The organism is Lampropedia aestuarii (assembly GCF_004803635.1).
GTDB classification, from domain to species: domain Bacteria; phylum Pseudomonadota; class Gammaproteobacteria; order Burkholderiales; family Burkholderiaceae_C; genus Lampropedia; species Lampropedia aestuarii.
Window position 1 is genome coordinate 1 of record NZ_SSWX01000002.1, and the last position, 18,542, is coordinate 18,542.

An 18,542-nucleotide genomic window follows, 5' to 3' on the forward strand; every position below is an offset into this window, starting at 1 on the left:
CGATTTAACGCCAGTAGCGCCTATTGCGCCCACCCCAGTTCCCACCCTCGGCGCATTCGGCCTCATGGGCCTAGCCGGCGCAATCGGCGCTGCTGGCGTTGCGATGAATCGCAGACGCAGGCAGTAAGCCCCAATTAAGCCAAGCCACTTTCGAGTGGCTTTTCTTTTATCAAGGCCCTGCACTAGCGGGGCTTTTTCATTTAGGAGTCTTCATGACCGCAAAACTGCAAGCACCAATCACAGTCGATTTGAAAATCAAGATCACCAACGACACCCAAATCGGTGAAGTGACCATCGGCATGCCCATGGGGCGATATATCACCGAGCAAGAGCTGCGCGACCGCGTTGCACAGTTTGAGAAGGAGGAAATGCCCGAAGGCTTCCGCCTGATGAACAAACGCGAATGGTTCGATAGCGTCTTTGGCCTGTGCCATGACGGTGAAGATGACGATGGCAATCCTCAATATCTGAGCTATGCCATGCCTGGTGGAGATGAATGGGATGAGTAACCCAGCGCCAGCACCCCTTACAAACCAAGCCCGCCATTGAGCGGGCTTTTTCTTTGGAGAACCAATGAAAGAAACCGGACTGATGTTCAAAGCACCGCTGGTGCGCGCCATCCTCTCAGGGCAAAAAACGCAGACGCGGCGCATTGTGAAGCCTCAGCCAAGTGCCGGGAAAAGCTTTCAAGGATGGGTAATCAGTAGTAGTGGCGGAAAACATGACGGGAAAGCCGTCTGGGGTGCTGGCTCTGGCCATTTCATTTCGGAATCAGAACGCGCTCGCTGTCCCTACGGCAAGCCCGGTGACCGCATCTATGTGCGTGAGACGTGGTGCCGACAAGTTGATGAGGATGGCTTTCTGTTGGATGCCTACTGGTATCGAGCCAGCACTCCAGATGTTGTGAACTCTGAGGATGGTGAGAAATCGCCTTGGCGACCCAGCATCCATATGCCAAAACATGTTGCCCGCATCTGGCTGGAAATCACCGGCGTGCGCGTTGAACGCTTGCAGGACATCAGCCACGACGACGCCATGGCCGAGGGAATGGCTTGGGATGATGCCATTCACGACTTCCAGAAGACATGGGAATCTACCGGCGGCGACTGGGATGCAAACCCTTGGGTCTGGGTGATTGACTTCAAGCGGATCGAAAAGCCATGAGCTTCACCCGAAGCACGGTAGGCATGCCAGAAGACCAGGCCTACCTGCTCCACCACTTCGCCTGCCCCAGCTGCAGTGCAGCGGGAATCACACCAGGCACACAACAGCGCTGCGCCACCGGTGCTGCGCTATGGGCCCAATACCAGGGCGCATACAACGCCCGTGAACACGCCGAGCGCTCAGCGCCAGCGGCACAACTCAAATCAACACGATAACAAACGAGAAAGGTCAATCATGATGACCACAGAACCAGTCCGTACATATCGCGTGAACCGCGCAAGCGAATTGCTGGACGTCTCGCGCGCAACAATTTACCGGCTAGTGCGCGCCAAAAAGCTGGTGCTTGTAAAAGTAGGCGAGCGCGCCAGTGGAATAACCGCAGATTCCCTTGAGCGCCACATTGCCTCTGGGATGACCGAGAATGGCAGGTAATTTGCGTGCGCCAAGGCCTAGCCTTGCCGGTAGCTACACTGGTAGCTAGTAAGAATATAGCTACCACATGCATTCCCAATGAATTGATTTAGTTAGGTTTTTTTAAATGATCATGCTTGCCAGCTGGAACGTCAACTCCCTGAACGTACGCATTGCCCATGTGCTGTCCTGGCTCGAAGCCAACCCCGTCGATGCGCTGGGCTTGCAAGAGTTGAAGCTGATTGACGCCAAATTCCCCACTACGGCGTTCAGTGAGCAGGGTTACCAGACCCACGCTTTTGGCCAAGCCACCTACAACGGCGTCGCAATCGCCCACAAGGCACAGGCCAAGGACATTGAACGCAATATTCCAGGCTATGCTGACAGCCAATCGCGCGTGATCAGCGCCACTTTGGTCTTTGACACACTGGAGATACGCCTGATCAACGCCTATTTCGTCAACGGCCAGGCTCTGGATTCTGACAAGTTCACCTATAAATTGGAGTGGCTGGCACATTTGCAACGCTATGTCAGTGAGCAACTCGCCAGCCACAAACACGTGGTGCTGATGGGCGACTTCAACATCACCGCGCAAGACCAGGACTCCTGGGATCCAGACGGATTGCGTGAGACGATTCACCACAGCAGCATTGAACGCGCGGCATTCCAACAACTGATTGATGCCGGGCTGGTTGATACCTTCAGAGAATTCGAGCAAGTCGAGAAAAGCTTCTCGTGGTGGGATTACCGGATGCTGGGTTTTCAGAAAAACCGCGGCTTGCGCATCGACTATGTGCTGGTCAGCGAATCACTGCGCCCAGCCCTAACCCGCAGCTGGATTGACCGCGCACCAAGAAAATGGGAAAAGCCCAGCGACCATGCGCCGGTTGTGATTGAGCTGGATATAGACAGGCTTTAACTAGCAAGCGCTTATTCCTAGCGCTTGTTCACTATATATATGCATATGCGGCACAGACAGTTCGCCTAGGAGCGTCATCAGCAGCACGCCGCCTTGGTTGCAGTACAAAGAAAAAGGGCTTGCCTGGCAATTGCTAGGCAAGCCCTTTTCATGGCCGCACCGCAGCCTTATTTCAACGCTTTGAAACGCACACGTTTTGGTTGTGCAGCTTCATCACCCAATCGCTTGCGTTTGTCGGCTTCGTACTCTTGGTAGTTGCCATCAAAGAAAACCCATTGGCTCTCCCCTTCAGCGGCCAGGATGTGCGTGGCAATGCGGTCGAGGAACCAGCGGTCATGGCTGATCACCAACACGGAGCCGGCGTACTCCAGCAGCGCGTCTTCCAACGCGCGCAGGGTTTCAATGTCCAAATCGTTCGATGGCTCATCGAGCAGCAGCACGTTGCCGCCCTTGAGCAGGGTTTTGGCCAAGTGCAGGCGACCACGCTCACCACCGGAGAGGTTGCCCACTTTCTTCTGCTGATCACCGCCGTTGAAGTTGAAACGGCCTGCATACGCACGGCTGGCCATTTGGAACTTGCCCACATTGATGATATCCAGCCCACCTGAGATATCTTCCCAAACGGTTTTGTCGTCGGCCAGCTCATCACGGGCCTGGTCCACGTAGGCCATTTGTACCGTAGCACCGATATCGACCACCCCCGCATCAGGCTGCTCACGGCCAGCAATCAGCTTGAACAGTGTCGATTTACCTGCACCGTTAGGGCCGATGATGCCGACAATCGCACCGGCTGGAATAGTGAAGCTCAGGTTGTCGATCAGCAAACGGTCTCCAAAGGACTTGCTGACATTTTTGAATTCGATTACTTTGGTGCCCAAGCGCTCGGCCACAGGGATGAAAATCTCCTGGGTCTCGTTGCGGCGCTGGTACTCGTGGTCTGACAGCTCCTCAAAGCGGGCAATACGCGCCTTGCTCTTGGCTTGGCGGCCTTTGGCGTTCTGGCGCACCCACTCCAATTCTTTCTTCAGGGCTTTGGCACGGGCATCTTCGCCTTTTTGCTCAGCTTCAAGGCGGGTTTGCTTTTGTATCAGCCAGTCGCTGTAATTGCCTTTGTATGGAATGCCGTGGCCACGGTCGAGCTCCAAAATCCACTCAGCAGCATTGTCCAAAAAGTACCGATCGTGGGTAATGGCCACCACCGTGCCAGAGAAACGCTGCAGGAACTGCTCCAGCCAGTCGACGCTTTCCGCATCCAAGTGGTTGGTAGGCTCATCCAGCAGCAGCATGTCGGGTTTGGACAGCAGCAGTTTGCACAAGGCAACACGGCGCTTTTCACCACCAGACAGGTTGCCAACAATCGCATCCCAAGGTGGCAGGCGCAAGGCATCAGCGGCAATTTCCAACTGGTGCTCAGAGTCAGTGCCTGAAGTGGCAATAATTGCTTCGAGGCGTGCTTGCTCAGCAGCCAAGGCATCAAAGTCGGCATCTTCTTCTGCGTAAGCTGCGTAGACGGCCTCGAGCTTGTCTTTGGCCTCCATCACCTCGCCCATCGCCTCTTCGACGCTTTCGCGCACGGTTTGCTCTGGATTGAGCTGAGGCTCCTGTGGCAAATAGCCGATTTTCAGGCCCGGCATGGGCAGGGCTTCGCCCTCGATCTCCTTGTCAATGCCAGCCATGATTTTGAGCAGACTGGATTTGCCGGAGCCGTTCAGACCCAGCACGCCAATTTTGGCGCCGGGGAAAAAGCTGAGAGAAATATCCTTGAGGATCTGACGCTTGGGAGGAACCGTTTTGCTGACACGGTTCATCGAATAGACGTATTGAGCCATTTTCTAAAAATTCCTAAAAACACGCTGCAAACAACAGGCATCTTGCAACAACATGCGCATTATCGATGCAAAGTACGATACTGCGACAACATAGACGCCATGCCGCACAGGGACAAGTGCACAACAAGGCAGGCAATCGCCATTAAAAAAGCTGCAAAAACCAGCAACCTATGCGAGAATGGGGGCGTTTTGGGTTTCAGTCGCCCAAAAACACGGTGATTTCGCAGCGTTGGCTTGAGCCTTACTACAAGGTGTATCAACCGCACAATTTAAAAAAAACAACGCACATCGCCCGGTACTGAACAGCTCTTATCATTTTAGGGGCTGCGGGTAATAACCAAGAAGTCAGCACCTCAGCGTGCCAAATATACAGTGACATTTGAATCTTTAAACCTGTCTGCCGACATCGTATCGGCCGTGGCAGAGCTGGGCTACGCCCAGCCAACTCCTATTCAAGCGCAATCTATTCCGCTTATTCTGGCAGGCCATGACTTGCTCGCCGGTGCCCAAACAGGCACTGGCAAAACAGCGGCCTTTACCCTGCCTTTGCTGGAACTGCTCAGCCGTGAAGACAACCGCACCGGCCCACGCCCGGTGCGCGCATTGATCTTGACACCAACGCGCGAGTTGGCCGCTCAAATCGACGACAACATCAAGTCTTATAGCAAGCATTTGAAAATACAGTCGACAGTGATTTTTGGCGGTGTGGGCATGACCCCCCAAATTAACCGCATCAAAAAAGGGGTGGATATTCTGGTGGCGACTCCTGGGCGCCTGTTGGATTTGCATGGCCAAGGCTATGTGGATTTGAGCCAAGTGGGCTTTTTGGTGCTCGACGAAGCCGACCGCATGCTCGACATGGGCTTTATCCATGACGTGCGCAAAGTTCTGGCCCTGCTGCCAGCCCAAAAACAATCGCTGCTGTTCTCTGCCACCTTCAGTGACGAGATCAAGCAATTGGCCAGCACGCTGCTGAACAATCCGCAGCACATCCAGGTGACACCGCCCAACACGACGGTTCAACGCATCGCGCAGGTGATTTACCCAGTTGGGCGCCAAAAGAAAAAAGCGGCGCTGCTGCACATCATCACCTCCAAAGAGTGGAACCAGGTACTGGTGTTCACGCGCACCAAGTTTGGTGCCAACCACATTGCGGACTACCTGAATAAGAACGGTGTCTCTGCGATGGCCTTGCATGGCAATAAAAGCCAGTCCGCCCGCACCCAAGCACTGTCGAGTTTCAAATCCGGCGAGTTGCGCGTCTTGGTGGCCACCGATATTGCCGCACGCGGCATTGACATTGACGAGCTGCCACACGTTGTGAACTACGAAATTCCTAACGTCTCGGAAGACTACGTGCACCGCATTGGCCGCACAGGCCGTGCCGGCAACGAAGGCCATGCCGTCAGCCTGGTGTGCCTAGACGAAGAAGGCTTCATGATGGAGATTGAGCGCTTTACCAAGCAGGAAATTCCAGTGGAGATCCTGCCTGAGTTTGCGCCTGAGCCCGATGAAGTGCCCGAGCCGATTGCGATGGGTCGTCAAACCCTGTGGGGTGGTGCGGGCAAGCCGCCCAGCCGAGACGTCATGCAAGCGGCAGCGAAAGCAGCGCGCAAGGAAATGATGGAGCGTATCAACGCCAAGAAAACGCCCAAACCAGCGCGCAAAAAACCGGCTCACAACACGGAGCAGCCATTCAATGCCGCCGCCGATGCAGGCGACATGCGCGAGCAAGCCGACGGCGAGTCAGCTGGCCAAAAGCGTCCGCTCGATGCGGATGGCAATCCAATCAAACGCCGCAACCGTTTCCGTGCAGGGAAAAATGGCCGTGCCGCTCGCGCCAGTAGCAATGGGGGCAATGACCAGGCACAGGCAGGCGGCGCAGACACACGCGCTGAAAAGCAAGAGGCGCCGCGCCGCAACAACAACCACGCTGGCAACGGGCAAAACGCAGCGCGCAATGGCAATTCCAGAGCCAACCACCAAGGTAATCGCTCACGCCAAGGCGGCGGCAATGGCAACAATGGGGGCTTTGGGGGCGGGCAGCAACCGCAACCACGCTCGCGTGAACCAATGCTCAGAGCCGACGCACATCTGGGTACGCAAACCGGCTTTTCGCTGGCCCCTGCGCAACGCGGCGACAGTGGCCGCCAACCTGACCCGATGCGCACCAGCGTAGACAGCATGACCGAGCGCAGCCGCAGAGGCAACGGAGGCAACCGTGGTGGCAACCGTGGCCGCTCAGGCGGTGGCCAGGGCATTTCCCCGCTGCAACACAGTGGCACCTCTTTTTCCGGCCGCCGTAGACCGTAAGCCACAGCGCTGTCTGCTCAATAATATTGGCAGACAGCGCCCCGCAGGCAGCCTCTGGAACACATGATCAAGATGCTGCCTGATTTTTCAAACAATACGCAGGGCCTGGCTCGTCTGCCTATGTAATATTTTTCTTTTTTGCATCGCTGAAGTACTGGCAGCACTGTTGACACACCAGTTTGCCGCCTTGAGCAATGCCCAAAGCACCTATGACTGCTGCGCAAAGCTTGATAATTATCTTTGTTTTGATTGCCGCCAGCGCGTTTTTCTCGCTGGCTGAAATATCCCTTGCCGCTTCAAGACGCATACGGTTGAGACAGCTGGCAGCAGATGGTGATGCACGCGCACCTCGCGTGACGCAAATGCAAGAGCAGCCAGGCGACTATTTCACCGTCGTGCAAATTGCGCAAAATGCCATCTCCATCATGGGCGGCATTGTCGGTGAAAGCGCATTCAGCCCATACATCACCAGTGTCCTGAGCCTGTGGTTGTCTGAGAGCAGCGCGCAAACAGTCGGTTTTCTGGTGTCGTTCCTGACCGTCACCTCGCTATTTATTGTGTTCTCTGACATTGTGCCCAAACGCATGGGCATGACAGACCCAGAACTGCAGGCGATGCGTGTTTATCGGCTGATGCAGTTTTTCACCACCGTACTCAAACCGCTGGTGTGGCTCTATAGCAAGATCAGCGATGGCATTTTCCGCATGCTGGGCATGAACACCGTGCGCGATGACCGCATCACCTCTGACGATATTCTGGCAATGGCCGAGGCCAGCACGCAAGCAGGTGGCTTGGCCCAAAGCGAACAACGCGTGATTGCCAACCTGTTCGACCTCGATAACCGCTTGGTCACCAGCACGATGACCTCGCGTGATCGGATTGCTTTTTTCCTGCAAAACGACACCGATGCGCTGATCAGGGCCCGCATTGCAGAAGAGCCCTACTCGACCTATCCAGTCTGCGACCGCGATATTGACCATGTGATTGGTTATGTCGATGCCAAAGACCTGTTCCAGCGCGCGCTGAACAACCAGGCGATTTCGCTCAAGGACGAAGGCCTGATCCATAAAGTCTTGGTCATCCCGGATCGACTCACACTGACTGAAACCCTGGACCAATTCCGCCAGGCACAGGAAGACTTTGCCGTGGTGGTGAATGAATACAGCCTGGTTGTTGGTGTTGTGACGCTCAATGATGCAATGAGTACCGTGATGGGGGGGTTGATTGGCCCCGACGACGAAGAGCTGATCGTGCAGCGCGATGCCAACTCCTGGCTGATCGACGGCATCACACCGATTGAAGATGTGGTGTATGCATTGTCGATTGAAGAATTCCCGCACTTTGAAGACTACGACACTTTGGCGGGTTTTTTGATGGTGATGCTGCGCCGCATTCCCAAGCGCACCGACAGCGTCAACTGGGGCGGCTTCAAGTTTGAGGTGATGGATGTGGACAGCTACCGCATTGACCAGGTGCTGGTCACACGCCTGAATGCCCAAGGCCAAAGTCCGGAGACGACACCAGACAACAAGCGGCTCACAAGCGACTAAGCGCCAGCTCTAAGAACGTGTTTACGATCTTTTCATAGTCGCGCAAGGCACAAAAAAGAGGCAGTGCAAGGCGCCTGTTGCAGCTCATACGTCTGTATGAGCAAAACGGGTAACGCCGCAATGCGCTTTTTTGTGCCTTGCCCTTCGGGTTGGAGCCCAAAAGGCGCACTGCTTTGTTAAAAATCCTCGCCGGGCAGATAGCCCGACTGCGATTTTTGCCGCGCACTGCATCCTTTTGGGCTCCAACGCGGTCTGCGCAAAGATCGTAAACACGTTCTAAGGGCCTGACTCACACCTCAATCAGCCAATCTGCTCGGTAGGCCTGTCTTTCCTCTGGCTTTGGATAGCCGACCGGGTTGGCCATAACGTGGCAGCCCTGCTGCACATAGTCGAGGTGGCAGTGCAAATGGCCATGCAACCAGGTGTCAACGAAGGGCAATAAATCGTCCCAGGCATTGCAAAAGCCAGCCGTACCGGGCACGAGGCCATAGCGCGGATCGGCACTCAACAGCGAGGGTGCGAAATGGCTGACCACGACCGTTTTGCCATCAAAGGGCTGCGCCAACTGCGCTTGCAGCCATTGGCGCGATTGCAAAGCCAGTGTGCGTATTTGCCGCGCTAAAAAAGGCTGGCCACGCCGGCTGATGTGCATGCGTGGCAAGTAGAAATTGGCGGCCCGCATGGCTTTGCGTCGCTGCACTTGGCGCACCAGCGCATTGTCTGTGGGTTTGACCAAGGCATCAAAGTCAGCCCATAGCGTGCTGCCCAGCCAGCGGATTCCGCCGAGCACTACACACTGCCGATCGAGCCACGTAATGCCCCACTGCGCGCAAGCGAGTTGTAGCTGGAGGTAGGTCTGGTCGTAGTCGCCATCGTCAAACTCATGGTTACCCGGCACATACAGCACAGGCACGGGCCAGCCTTTGAGCGGCGAGAAATAATCCAAGCCAAAATGGCCACCCTGAAAATGCCGCGACGCCAGATCACCTGCCAACACCAACAGCTCAGCGCCTGGCAAAGGCCGGGGCACAAACAGCGGGTCACTGTCCCAGTGCAGATCCGATATCAGCTGTATACGCATGGCAATCGGTGGTGTCAACGTGCATTACGCATCGTCATTGGACTGCACTACGGCAGCAGGCAGAGCTGCATCCGAGGCACGATGATCCAACTGCGCAAGACCTGAGGCGGCAGGAGCTGGTGGGTTTGCGGCAGGTGTGGCTGCACCGGCCTGGTGCACAGGTTCCCCAGGATCGTCAAACTCCCAAAAACGCTGCGCGGCAAACACCGCATTGGGGTAGGTTGCACGACCACGGCTGCCGTTGTAGCGGCCTAAAGCCATGAAAAGATCGCCTTTTTCAATGTCCAGGTAATGGCGCAAAATCACATTACCAAAGCGTAAATTGGTCTGCATGTGAAACAGCTTTGCCGCGTCGTCATCCCCAATCACCCGCGTCCAAAATGGCATGATTTGCATGAAGCCGCGCGCGCCCGCATACGAGATCACATGCTTGCGAAAGCCGCTCTCAACCTGGATCAGGCCCAGCACCATCGCGGTATCCAAACCCGCGCGCTTGCTCTCATACCAGACCGTTTGCAAAAACTCATGGCGCAAGCCAACATTGGGCATGCGCTTGGCCAATTTGTCACTGGTGGCTGTGAGCCATCGCAGATAAGCCAGGCGGCTGGCCGTATCCACGAAAATAGGCTCTGGCGGCGTCGCATTGGCAATTGCCGCCTGCAAGGCCGAGCGCACCGAATCGACCAAGGGCTCTTCCAACTGCTGGGCCTGCACATGCGGTGCAGCCGCCAAGAGCAAGCACAAAGCACCTGCAACACACCGCTGTTTAAGTCGCGCGCGTGCCTGGGCCTTGTTGAGATGAGAATTTGCCATAAGACGTGCCTGATGCAATGCCCGGGGTGGTCCTGAAGTTAATAAACACCTTGCTCGCGCAAGAATGCGTCAACATGGTCTAAAGCCACTTTTTGCGACTCGGTTTGGCGGCGGTGTTGGTACTCCAACTGGCCTTCATTGAGGTTGCGCTCCGAAATAACGACACGATGCGGCACGCCAATCAACTCCCAGTCAGCAAACATCGCACCTGGCCGGCCGCCTCGGTCATCCAAAATGACATCAACACCAGCAGCTAGCAATTGCGCATGCAAACGCTCAGCTGCGGCTTGTACAGCCTCACTGCGGTCCATGGCAATTGGGCAGATCACCAAAGTAAACGGTGCAATGGCATCGGGCCAGATAATGCCGCGCTCGTCGTGGTTTTGCTCGACCGCAGCAGCCGGCAGGCGCGAGACGCCAATGCCATAGCAGCCCATTTCAAAGAATGCGGGCTTGCCGTTGACATCCAAGAAGGTCGCATTCATGGCCTTGCTGTACTTGGTGCCCAAATAAAAGATATGGCCCACTTCAATGCCGCGCTCAATCGCCAGCACACCTTTGCCATCGGGCGAGCGGTCACCTGCCACCACATTGCGCAGATCGGCTACCAGATCAGGTTCTGGCAAATCACGGCCCCAGTTCACGCCTGTGTAGTGGAAATCCACCTCGTTGGCGCCACACACCCAGTCGCTGAGCACAGCAACATCGCGGTCAGCAATGATTTTGACCGGCTTCAACAAACCGACGGGGCCCAAGTAACCTGGCTTGGCACCAAAGTGCTCGAGAATTTCAGCTTCGCTGGCAAAGCGGAAGCCAGCATTCAATCCTTCAATCTTGCTGACCTTGACCTCGTTCATGTCATGGTCGCCGCGCAGCAACAGCAGCCAAATCTGCACACCCGCTGGCTCGCCTGCATCATCGAGCAGCTCGGTTGCCAACACCAGTGACTTCACCGTATTCTGCAAGGGAATAGCCAACAGCTCAGCCACATCGGCGCAGGTGCTTTTGCCTGGCGTCGGTGTTTTCGTCAACGCAGCTGCTGCGGCTGGACGCGGCTCAGTTGGGGCCAGCGCCTCGGCTTTTTCGATGTTGGCGGCGTAATCGCTCTCAGGACAATAGATGATCGCATCTTCGCCAGTTGCGGCAATCACTTGAAACTCTTCACTCAAGTCACCACCAATGGCGCCACTATCGGCAGCGACCGCGCGGTATTTCAAACCAAAGCGGTCAAAAATCTCGCGGTAGGCTTGGCGCATGGTTTGGTAGCTGATTTGCGCGGCAGCCGGGTCTTTGTCGAAGCTGTAGGCGTCTTTCATGATGAACTCACGCCCACGCATCAGACCAAAGCGCGGGCGGCGCTCGTCGCGGAACTTGGTTTGAATTTGGTAGAAATTCACCGGCAGTTGTTTGTAACTGCGCAATTCATTGCGCGCCACATCGGTCACCACCTCTTCACTGGTTGGCTGAATCACAAAATCGCGTTCATGGCGGTCTTTCACACGCAGCAATTCCGCGCCCATTTTTTCAAAACGACCAGTTTCCTGCCACAACTCACCAGGCTGGATCACCGGCATGCTCATCTCGACCGCATGGGCACGGTTCATTTCTTCGCGCACAATCGCCTCGACCTTGTGCAAAACCCGCAGGCCCATTGGCATGTAGTTATAAATACCTGCACTGACCTTGCGGATCAGGCCTGCGCGCATCATCAACTGGTGGCTGACCACTTCCGCATCGGCAGGGGCTTCTTTATAGGTGGAGACGAAGAAATTCGAGGCTTTCATGGAGACCTAAGCCGTCAATTAAAACGGCAAATCAATGTGTTGGAGCTGCTCTTGGCCATTCGCCCATTGGCTTAATGGGTCTATCGCGGCATAATAAGGGCAATTAAAAATTAAGGTGCAATTATGCTTGACAGAGAAGGCTTTAGGCCAAATGTCGGCATCATATTGCTCAACCAGCGAAATCAGGTTTTCTGGGGCAAACGTATCAGAACACACAGTTGGCAATTCCCGCAAGGTGGGATTGACCGAGGCGAGCGGCCTGAACAGGCCATGTTTCGCGAACTGCATGAAGAGGTGGGCTTACACCCCCACCACGTTCGAATCATTGCCCGAACCCGAGACTGGTTGCGCTATGAGGTGCCAGACCGATTCATTCGCCGTGATGCCAGGGGCCATTACAAGGGGCAAAAGCAGATTTGGTATTTGCTGCAGTTAGTAGGCAATGACTGGGATTTGAATTTGCGTGCCACCGACCATCCGGAATTTGACGCTTGGCGTTGGAATGATTATTGGGTGCCACTGGATGTGGTGGTGGAGTTCAAGCGAGGCGTGTACGAAATGGCCTTGACTGAGCTGTCTCGCTTTATCCCTAGAAATGAAGCACGCAACCGGTATCTGCGCGGGGGCTTCAGATCCAACCACAAAGGCTTGTCGTCTCCAGCCTCTGTCCACGAGGACTTGCAGCAAGCGCCTGAGGGGCATCCACAAGTGCTGAGAATGCGCAACCCGCTGATGCCGCGCACCAACTCTTTGCTGGTCAATAGCCATGTGGACTTGCCGCCCGGTGCCAGTTTTGACCCAGACCCCGGCCGCAACAACAATGCATAAGCAGTTAGGCCAACCAAGCCCATATTGCCAACTGAAAAAAGCCATGTGAGAAAACTGTCTCACATGGCTTTTTTCATGCAGTGGGCTCAAGCGGTCGATTGTGCAGATACCGCATCAGAAGCTTGCGCCGCAGCAGCACTGGCAACAGCGGCCTCCCCGACCGGCGCACTGGACTTGTCGCTGCGCAGCCGCATGCCGTTGGCAACCACCAGCAAACTGATGCCCAAGTCGGCCACGACAGCCATCCACATGGTCGCCATGCCTGCGACGGCCAACGCCAGGAAGATGGCTTTACCTGCCAGCGCCAACACAATGTTTTGCCAGACAACAAAATGGGTTTTGCGCGCCAGGCGGAAAACACCTGGCAGGCCGCGCAAATTGCCACTCATCAGCACCACATCGGCGGTCTCGGCAGCAATATCCGTACCGTGGATGCCTCCAATGGCAATGCCCAAATTGGCTTGTGCCAAAGCTGGCGCATCATTGATGCCATCGCCAATCATGGCGGTAGGGGTTTGTTTGCTGTAAGCGGCAATCGCATCCAATTTGTCTTGTGGCAACAGGCCGCCTTGCGCTTTGGCAATGCCGATTTGCGAGGCGATGTATTGCGCAGCCGCAGGACTATCACCACTGAGCATCGCCGTTTGCATACCAGCTTGTTGCAAACTTTGTACCACCAGCGGCGCCTCGGCCCTCACTGTGTCCGTGACTGCGAACAGTCCGACAATGTGCTCGTCTGCGGCCAAAGCGGTCACCGAAAAACCTTGATTGCGCCATTGCTCAACCTGCGCAGTCGCCTCAGCAGCCACGCTCGCCTGCGCAGCTTGCTGCAACCAATGCAGGCTGCCTAAACGCCAAGTACGGCCTTGCCACTGCCCGCTCATGCCAGAGCCTGGCGCTTCTTGCACAGCCAGGGCGGCATAGTCCGAAGCGGTCCACGCGCCAGCTTGCGACTGCAAGCCTTGTGCAATGGCCGTGGACACCGGATGCTTGGAATGCGATGCCAGTGCATAAGCCAAATGGCTGATCAATGCGCCATCAACACCGTCTTGACCAGCCTGGCTGGTGGGCAAGGCTTGCCAATTGTGCAGTTGGGGCTTGCCTTCAGTGAGCGTGCCCGTCTTATCGAATGCGATCAGTGCAATTTGGCGTGCTTTCTCCAGCGCTTGCCCACCTTTGAACAATACGCCTTGCTTGGCCGCATTGCCCAGTGAGCTGACCATCGCCACCGGGGTGGCAATCACCAAAGCGCAAGGGCAGGCAATCACCAGCAAAGCCAGCGCACGGTAAATCGCATCCATCCAGGCCCAACCAAACGCCAAAGGCAGCACCAAAGCAACCAACAAAGCCAACACCATCACAATCGGCGTATAGATCTGCGCGAAGCGATCCACTGTGCGCTGGATAGGTGCTTTGGCTTGCTGCGAACGCTCAACCATCTCGACAATCCGGTCCAGCAGCGTTTTGCCAGCCTCACCAGTGACCCGCATTACGATCGTGCCCGTAGTATTGATACTGCCAGCAAACAACACATCTCCCGTGCTTTTGTCAACAGGCGTGCTCTCACCTGTGATCGGGGCCTGGTTTACCGCGCTTTGCCCATTGAGCACTTCCCCGTCCAGAGCGATGCGTTCGCCAGCGGCCACACGCAGTTGATCGTCTGGCTGGACATCTCGCACGTTGACCTCCTGGGTGCGGCCATCAGCAAATACCTTCAACACGGTTTGCGGCATCGTCACCATCAACTCACGCACTGCATTGCGTGCTCGCTCCATTGACGCGTCTTCTAATTTTTCAGCCGCGACAAACAAGGCCATCACCATGGCGGCCTCGGCCCACTGACCAATCAGAAACGCCCCGGTCACGGCCACAGCCATCAAAGCGAGGATATTGAGCTGGCCACGCAGCAACGATTTCAAGCCCGACTGGTACACGCCAAAGCCTGCCATGACAATCGCCACGGCAGCCAAACCCATGCTCGCCCCCCTGACTGCAGCCGAGTCGCCAAGCAACATATGCAGCAATTCGGCTGACAAACCCAGCACCAGAGCCAAGCTCACACGCCACCATGGCGCCAAATCGCCATGGTCGTGGTCATCATGGTCAGAACCACCTGCTTCACCACCATGGTCGTGATCGTGGCCCTGTTGACTATTGCCTTGCTGCGCCTTCTTTTTGCCACCCAACTGGAGAAATGGCGTGGTGGTGCAGCTGCCACAGCCAGCAGCGGTGCTGCGCGCGTCTTGCAGCTCGGCCTGCGCTTGCCCTTCTTCGCTGACAGGCCGACGCCGATGGTGGTGATGGTGATGGTTACTTTTTGTCTGTTTCATGGAAACGCTCCCGCTGCTTTGGAATCAATGAGAGAATTAAAAACATTGAAGCAGCTTTAATGTCAAGCCCCCATATCCACTGTGCATTGGCCTTATAGACCACAATGCGCTAAGAGCTACGCCACGATAGAAGACGCGCGTCCCAGTTTGCGACGGCCCTCAATTACGAACAAGTGTCAATGTAGCCAAACTGCGTCTGTATGCCGGTAGCAAACGGGGTTTTGCAAGGATTTCACCATGAGCCCTCTTTCCCAAACGCCGCAATTTCGCATTGGCGAGGCGGCCCAAAAAAGCGGCGTCTCGACCGCCAATATTCGCCACTATGAACGCGAAGGTTTACTGCCAGCCGCCATCCGCGCAGACAATGGCTATCGTTTCTATAGTGAAGACGACATCCACCAACTACGCTTGATTCGACTGACGCGCTCGCTGGACATGTCGGCAGAAGAAATCCGACAAATCATCCATTTGGATGGCTCGAGCGCCGAGGCATGCGAGCAGGCATCACACACCATCGCCCAGCATTTGAGCCATGTGCGCGAACGCATTGCAGAGCTCTCGCAGCTGGAGTTGCGCCTGCAGTCTTTGCTGCACGCTTGCAACGGCCAGGCAACGACTTGTCAAATCATTGAAACCTTGCACCAGCAAGCCAATACACTGCAAGCGCATGAAAATGCTGCGCAGGCCAGTGCCCGCCCTAGGCATGTTTGACAGTGCAGGCAGTGCCGACAAGCATTTGGGCCGCAGCTGAATGACGCCATTTATTCACACCATCGCCACTGGCAGTTTTTGCACCTCATACGCAGCGCATGAAGCACCCTGAATCTCCCACCGCTTATGTCGACTCACCAACGCATGCCAGTGCGCCGTCTAACAGCGCGTGGAACCATGCCCAAGAATGGTGGTGGTTGTGGTGGAACAATGCCTATCTGGGCTGCGCCGCCTTGGTACTGCTGTTCACACCCGACCGGAATTGGTTATCGACCGCGCGGGTTGTGATCTTGCATACCTACCTGCGGCTGCGCTGGGCATTATTGGTTTTCGTCTTCATCATGGCCATGACGAACACCGTGATTACCGCAATTGTCTCGAAAACACTGGCCCAGTTCGGCATGGGCACTTTGGCCTCGACACTGATGATTAGGGTCATGCTGGTTGAGGCCATTCCGATTGTGGCCGCTTTGACTATCGCCATCAAACTCAGCATCCCATTGGGCGCAGAGCTGTCCGACTTGCGCCGCAGCCGCCATCTCAACCGCTTGCATGATGCCGGCCTGGATGCTTACCGTATGGAGTTCTTGCCACGCTTGCTGATGGGCATTTATGGCGTGGTGATGTTCTCGGTGATGGGCAGCGCCGTGGTCGTGCTGACGCTGTACCAGGGGCTGTATGGCTTCACTTCGGCTGGTTATGACTCGTTCACCAATATTTTCTCCCGGGTCATGACGCCCTATTTCACATTCATTTTTGCGGGCAAAGCGATTGCGTTTGGTTATATTGTGGCGCTGATCCCCTTGACCTCGGCCTTCTCCAGATCCCGCTTTGGTCTGCGCCGCGATACCGAGTTGCTCACCCTGGCGCGCATGTTGTTCTTAATCATGGTAGTAGAGGTGTTATCCTTGGTGGTCAACTACTATTGAAACTGGCTCTTAGAACGTGTTTACGATCTAAGAACGTGTTTGCGATTTTTCTCAGAGCTACACCCACTGCCCCAATCCAAAGCCTGATGAACCACTCTTCATCTCCTCCACAGAACAGCGCGGCTGCAGCGGAATCGTCCTTGGGAATTCCCTCGCTGAAACCGGTTTCAGGCTTGCACATCAAATCCATGCTGTTGATGGTCATCACCACCATCATGACGATTGGTGCGTTTGGCTATGTGCTCTATGCCCGCGGCGTTTTTGAAGAACACCAAACCTTGATCTTGAAAGCCGATGACTCCGAAGGCGTCAGCATCGGCATGGATTTGACCTTCTCAGGCTTTCCAATTGGCAAAGTACGCCAGATCGAGTTGACCAACGATGGCACGGTGCGCTTTATCATCGACATCCCGACCCGCAATGCGCATCGACTGCGTGAATCCAGTATCTTCACGATGGTGCGCAACATCTTGGGCTCGACCAGCTTGAAAGCCTACACCAGCGACTGGGACGACCCACCGCTGCCAAATGATGCAGTGCGTTCGGTGCTGTATGGCGATGCCTCAGCAGAAATCCCCCAGTTGATGGCCTCAGCGCGTGGCCTGATCAACAATCTAACCACGTTGACTGCCTCGGACTCCGCCTTGGCCCAAAGTCTGGCCAGCATTGAGGCTCTGAGCACCAATCTTTCGGGCACCGTCAGTGATGGCGGTGTGCTCAAACTGCTAGTGGGCGATGGCGCGCAACTCAAGCAACTGCAAAATGCGGTGGCCCAGTTGGATACCCTGATGGGCACGCTCAACCGCTTGGCCAGCAATGCGAATCAGCAAGTCTTTGGCAAGCAAGGCCTGATGGGTGAGACACAGGCAGCGGCGCAGCAACTAACGGCCCTGCTGGCACAAATCCAACAAAGCCTCAAGCAAGTGGATGCGGTGTTGCGCGATGTCAAAACCATTTCTGGCAACGTCAGCGAATCATCGGATGATCTGGGCGAGCTGCGCAGCAGCATTGAGAGCAATTTGCGCCAAATCGACAGCATGGTCGGCGAGCTTCAAAACACCTGGCCATTTGCCAAGGACCACCGTATTCAACTGCCATGATGCCAAGCCGCTTTGCCCTTCCCAGCACGCCCCATATCTGGTCTGTGCGCACCGCTCGCGCCTTGTCGTGCACAGCGGCCTTGAGCGCCATCCTTGCAATCAGCGCCTGCTCCAGCAAGCCGCCAACACCGGCTTGGCAAATACAGGCCAGCAGCGCGTTGAACGTCTCGCAATCGGCTTATCTGGATGGCAATGAGCGGGTTGCGGCATTTGAGCTGAATAAAGCGCGTGCCGATATCTCCCGCACTGGCAGTCCCCAGGAATTGGCTCGGCTAGAACTGCACCAATGTGCAATGCAATTGGCCAGCTTGGACTTCCAAGCCTGTACTGCTTTCAGCCCATTGGCTTCCAGCGCCAGCGCGCAAGAGCGCAACTACGCACTGTATCTGCAGGGCCAGCACCTCGATGCTGGGCAACGCGCCACGCTGCCAGAGACACAACAAACAATAGCGGCCTACAACACGGTCGATGCCCAAAGTCTGCAAACAGCCGCACGCATTGAAGAACCGTTGTCGCGCCTGGTGGCGATTGCGGCATTGAGCAGGCGTGCTCAAAGCACCCCTGCCCCGCTGCTAGAGCTGGCCATCAACACAGCCTCTCAGGCCGGTTGGCGCCGCCCCCTACTGGCTTGGCTGCTGGCGCAAAAAACATTTGCACAAGCGCAGCATTTGCCAGAGCTGGAGCAAAGCACTGATTTGCGCATTGCGATTGTCCAGCAACAGGGCCGCGCAATTGAGCACCAGCCCGAGCAACAGGCACCAGCTACGCAATAAACACCTC

The 18,542-nt window shown here is 55.8% G+C and carries 20 protein-coding genes; 14 read left to right on the forward strand and 6 right to left on the reverse strand.

Annotated elements, in window-relative coordinates:
* Window positions 1-22: 22 nt before the first annotated feature.
* The 6 genes from E8K88_RS18555 (at window position 23) to xth (ending at window position 2,494) form a co-directional block, all read left to right on the forward strand.
* Window positions 23-127, forward strand: coding sequence for an IPTL-CTERM sorting domain-containing protein (locus E8K88_RS18555; protein WP_205880006.1), 105 nt, complete (start codon window positions 23-25; stop codon window positions 125-127).
* An 85-nt stretch (window positions 128-212) separates the two neighbouring features.
* Window positions 213-509: a hypothetical protein gene (locus E8K88_RS01435; RefSeq protein WP_136404875.1), complete on the forward strand. Its 297-nt coding sequence runs from the start codon at window positions 213-215 to the stop codon at window positions 507-509.
* Between the two features lie 64 nt (window positions 510-573).
* Window positions 574-1,164, forward strand: coding sequence for an ASCH domain-containing protein (locus E8K88_RS01440; RefSeq protein WP_136404876.1), 591 nt, complete (start codon window positions 574-576; stop codon window positions 1,162-1,164).
* A complete protein-coding gene (locus tag E8K88_RS01445) occupies window positions 1,161-1,379 on the forward strand; it encodes a hypothetical protein (protein WP_136404877.1) in 219 nt (72 codons plus the stop codon). The genes E8K88_RS01440 and E8K88_RS01445 overlap by 4 nt, the downstream gene beginning before the upstream one ends.
* A gap of 19 nt (window positions 1,380-1,398) precedes the next feature.
* Window positions 1,399-1,596: a helix-turn-helix transcriptional regulator gene (locus E8K88_RS01450; protein ID WP_240754260.1), complete on the forward strand. Its 198-nt coding sequence runs from the start codon at window positions 1,399-1,401 to the stop codon at window positions 1,594-1,596.
* A gap of 109 nt (window positions 1,597-1,705) precedes the next feature.
* Window positions 1,706-2,494, forward strand: coding sequence for an exodeoxyribonuclease III (gene xth, locus E8K88_RS01455; protein ID WP_136405111.1), 789 nt, complete (start codon window positions 1,706-1,708; stop codon window positions 2,492-2,494).
* A 167-nt stretch (window positions 2,495-2,661) separates the two neighbouring features.
* On the opposite strand, the gene ettA is transcribed toward xth, so the two are convergent.
* Complete coding sequence (gene ettA, locus E8K88_RS01460) at window positions 2,662-4,323, reverse strand: energy-dependent translational throttle protein EttA (protein ID WP_136404878.1); 1,662 nt, start codon at window positions 4,321-4,323, stop codon at window positions 2,662-2,664.
* A gap of 372 nt (window positions 4,324-4,695) precedes the next feature.
* On the opposite strand from ettA, the gene E8K88_RS01465 reads away from it, so the two are divergent.
* Entirely contained in the window at window positions 4,696-6,636 is a 1,941-nt protein-coding gene (locus E8K88_RS01465) for a DEAD/DEAH box helicase (RefSeq protein ID WP_136404879.1), read from the forward strand.
* Window positions 6,637-6,754: 118 nt separating this feature from the next.
* Here the strand turns inward: E8K88_RS01465 and E8K88_RS18250 are convergent, their stop codons facing one another.
* Complete coding sequence (locus tag E8K88_RS18250; protein WP_240754286.1) at window positions 6,755-6,943, reverse strand: hypothetical protein; 189 nt, start codon at window positions 6,941-6,943, stop codon at window positions 6,755-6,757.
* Here E8K88_RS18250 and paeA point away from each other — a divergent pair.
* Window positions 6,882-8,186, forward strand: coding sequence for a polyamine export protein PaeA (gene paeA, locus E8K88_RS01470; protein ID WP_240754284.1), 1,305 nt, complete (start codon window positions 6,882-6,884; stop codon window positions 8,184-8,186). The two genes, E8K88_RS18250 and paeA, sit on opposite strands and share 62 nt — an antisense overlap.
* A gap of 289 nt (window positions 8,187-8,475) precedes the next feature.
* On the opposite strand, the gene E8K88_RS01475 is transcribed toward paeA, so the two are convergent.
* The 3 genes from E8K88_RS01475 to E8K88_RS01485 are packed head-to-tail and all read right to left on the reverse strand — an operon-like array spanning window position 8,476 to window position 11,864.
* Window positions 8,476-9,267 (reverse strand): metallophosphoesterase, encoded by a 792-nt coding sequence (locus E8K88_RS01475; protein ID WP_136404880.1) that lies wholly within the window; start codon window positions 9,265-9,267, stop codon window positions 8,476-8,478.
* A 24-nt stretch (window positions 9,268-9,291) separates the two neighbouring features.
* Window positions 9,292-10,080 carry a lytic transglycosylase domain-containing protein gene (locus E8K88_RS01480; RefSeq protein ID WP_136404881.1) on the reverse strand — a complete coding sequence of 263 codons (789 nt, stop codon included), beginning with the start codon at window positions 10,078-10,080 and terminating at the stop codon, window positions 9,292-9,294.
* 38 nt (window positions 10,081-10,118) lie between these two features.
* Window positions 10,119-11,864 (reverse strand): proline--tRNA ligase, encoded by a 1,746-nt coding sequence (locus E8K88_RS01485; protein WP_136404882.1) that lies wholly within the window; start codon window positions 11,862-11,864, stop codon window positions 10,119-10,121.
* Between the two features lie 123 nt (window positions 11,865-11,987).
* Here E8K88_RS01485 and E8K88_RS01490 point away from each other — a divergent pair, with 123 nt between their 5' ends.
* Entirely contained in the window at window positions 11,988-12,692 is a 705-nt protein-coding gene (locus E8K88_RS01490; RefSeq protein WP_136404883.1) for an RNA pyrophosphohydrolase, read from the forward strand.
* An 86-nt stretch (window positions 12,693-12,778) separates the two neighbouring features.
* Here E8K88_RS01490 and E8K88_RS01495 read toward each other — a convergent pair whose 3' ends face one another.
* Window positions 12,779-14,752 carry a heavy metal translocating P-type ATPase gene (locus E8K88_RS01495; RefSeq protein ID WP_240754261.1) on the reverse strand — a complete coding sequence of 658 codons (1,974 nt, stop codon included), beginning with the start codon at window positions 14,750-14,752 and terminating at the stop codon, window positions 12,779-12,781.
* A gap of 24 nt (window positions 14,753-14,776) precedes the next feature.
* Between E8K88_RS01495 and E8K88_RS18255 the strand changes: the two genes are divergently transcribed.
* The 5 genes from E8K88_RS18255 to E8K88_RS01515 all read left to right on the forward strand — a co-directional run bounded on the left by E8K88_RS18255 (window position 14,777) and on the right by E8K88_RS01515 (window position 18,535).
* Window positions 14,777-15,082: a hypothetical protein gene (locus E8K88_RS18255; RefSeq protein ID WP_240754262.1), complete on the forward strand. Its 306-nt coding sequence runs from the start codon at window positions 14,777-14,779 to the stop codon at window positions 15,080-15,082.
* A gap of 177 nt (window positions 15,083-15,259) precedes the next feature.
* On the forward strand, window positions 15,260-15,733 hold the full coding sequence (locus tag E8K88_RS01500; RefSeq protein ID WP_136404885.1) for a MerR family transcriptional regulator: 474 nt from the start codon (window positions 15,260-15,262) through the stop codon (window positions 15,731-15,733).
* A 98-nt stretch (window positions 15,734-15,831) separates the two neighbouring features.
* Complete coding sequence (locus tag E8K88_RS01505; RefSeq protein ID WP_136404886.1) at window positions 15,832-16,662, forward strand: ABC transporter permease; 831 nt, start codon at window positions 15,832-15,834, stop codon at window positions 16,660-16,662.
* 86 nt (window positions 16,663-16,748) lie between these two features.
* The gene (locus tag E8K88_RS01510; RefSeq protein WP_136404887.1) at window positions 16,749-17,762 is read left to right on the forward strand and encodes an MlaD family protein; all 1,014 of its coding nucleotides are present in this window, start codon (window positions 16,749-16,751) and stop codon (window positions 17,760-17,762) included.
* Complete coding sequence (locus E8K88_RS01515) at window positions 17,759-18,535, forward strand: hypothetical protein (protein WP_136404888.1); 777 nt, start codon at window positions 17,759-17,761, stop codon at window positions 18,533-18,535. Before E8K88_RS01510 ends, E8K88_RS01515 begins: the two co-directional genes overlap by 4 nt.
* Window positions 18,536-18,542: the final 7 nt, after the last annotated feature.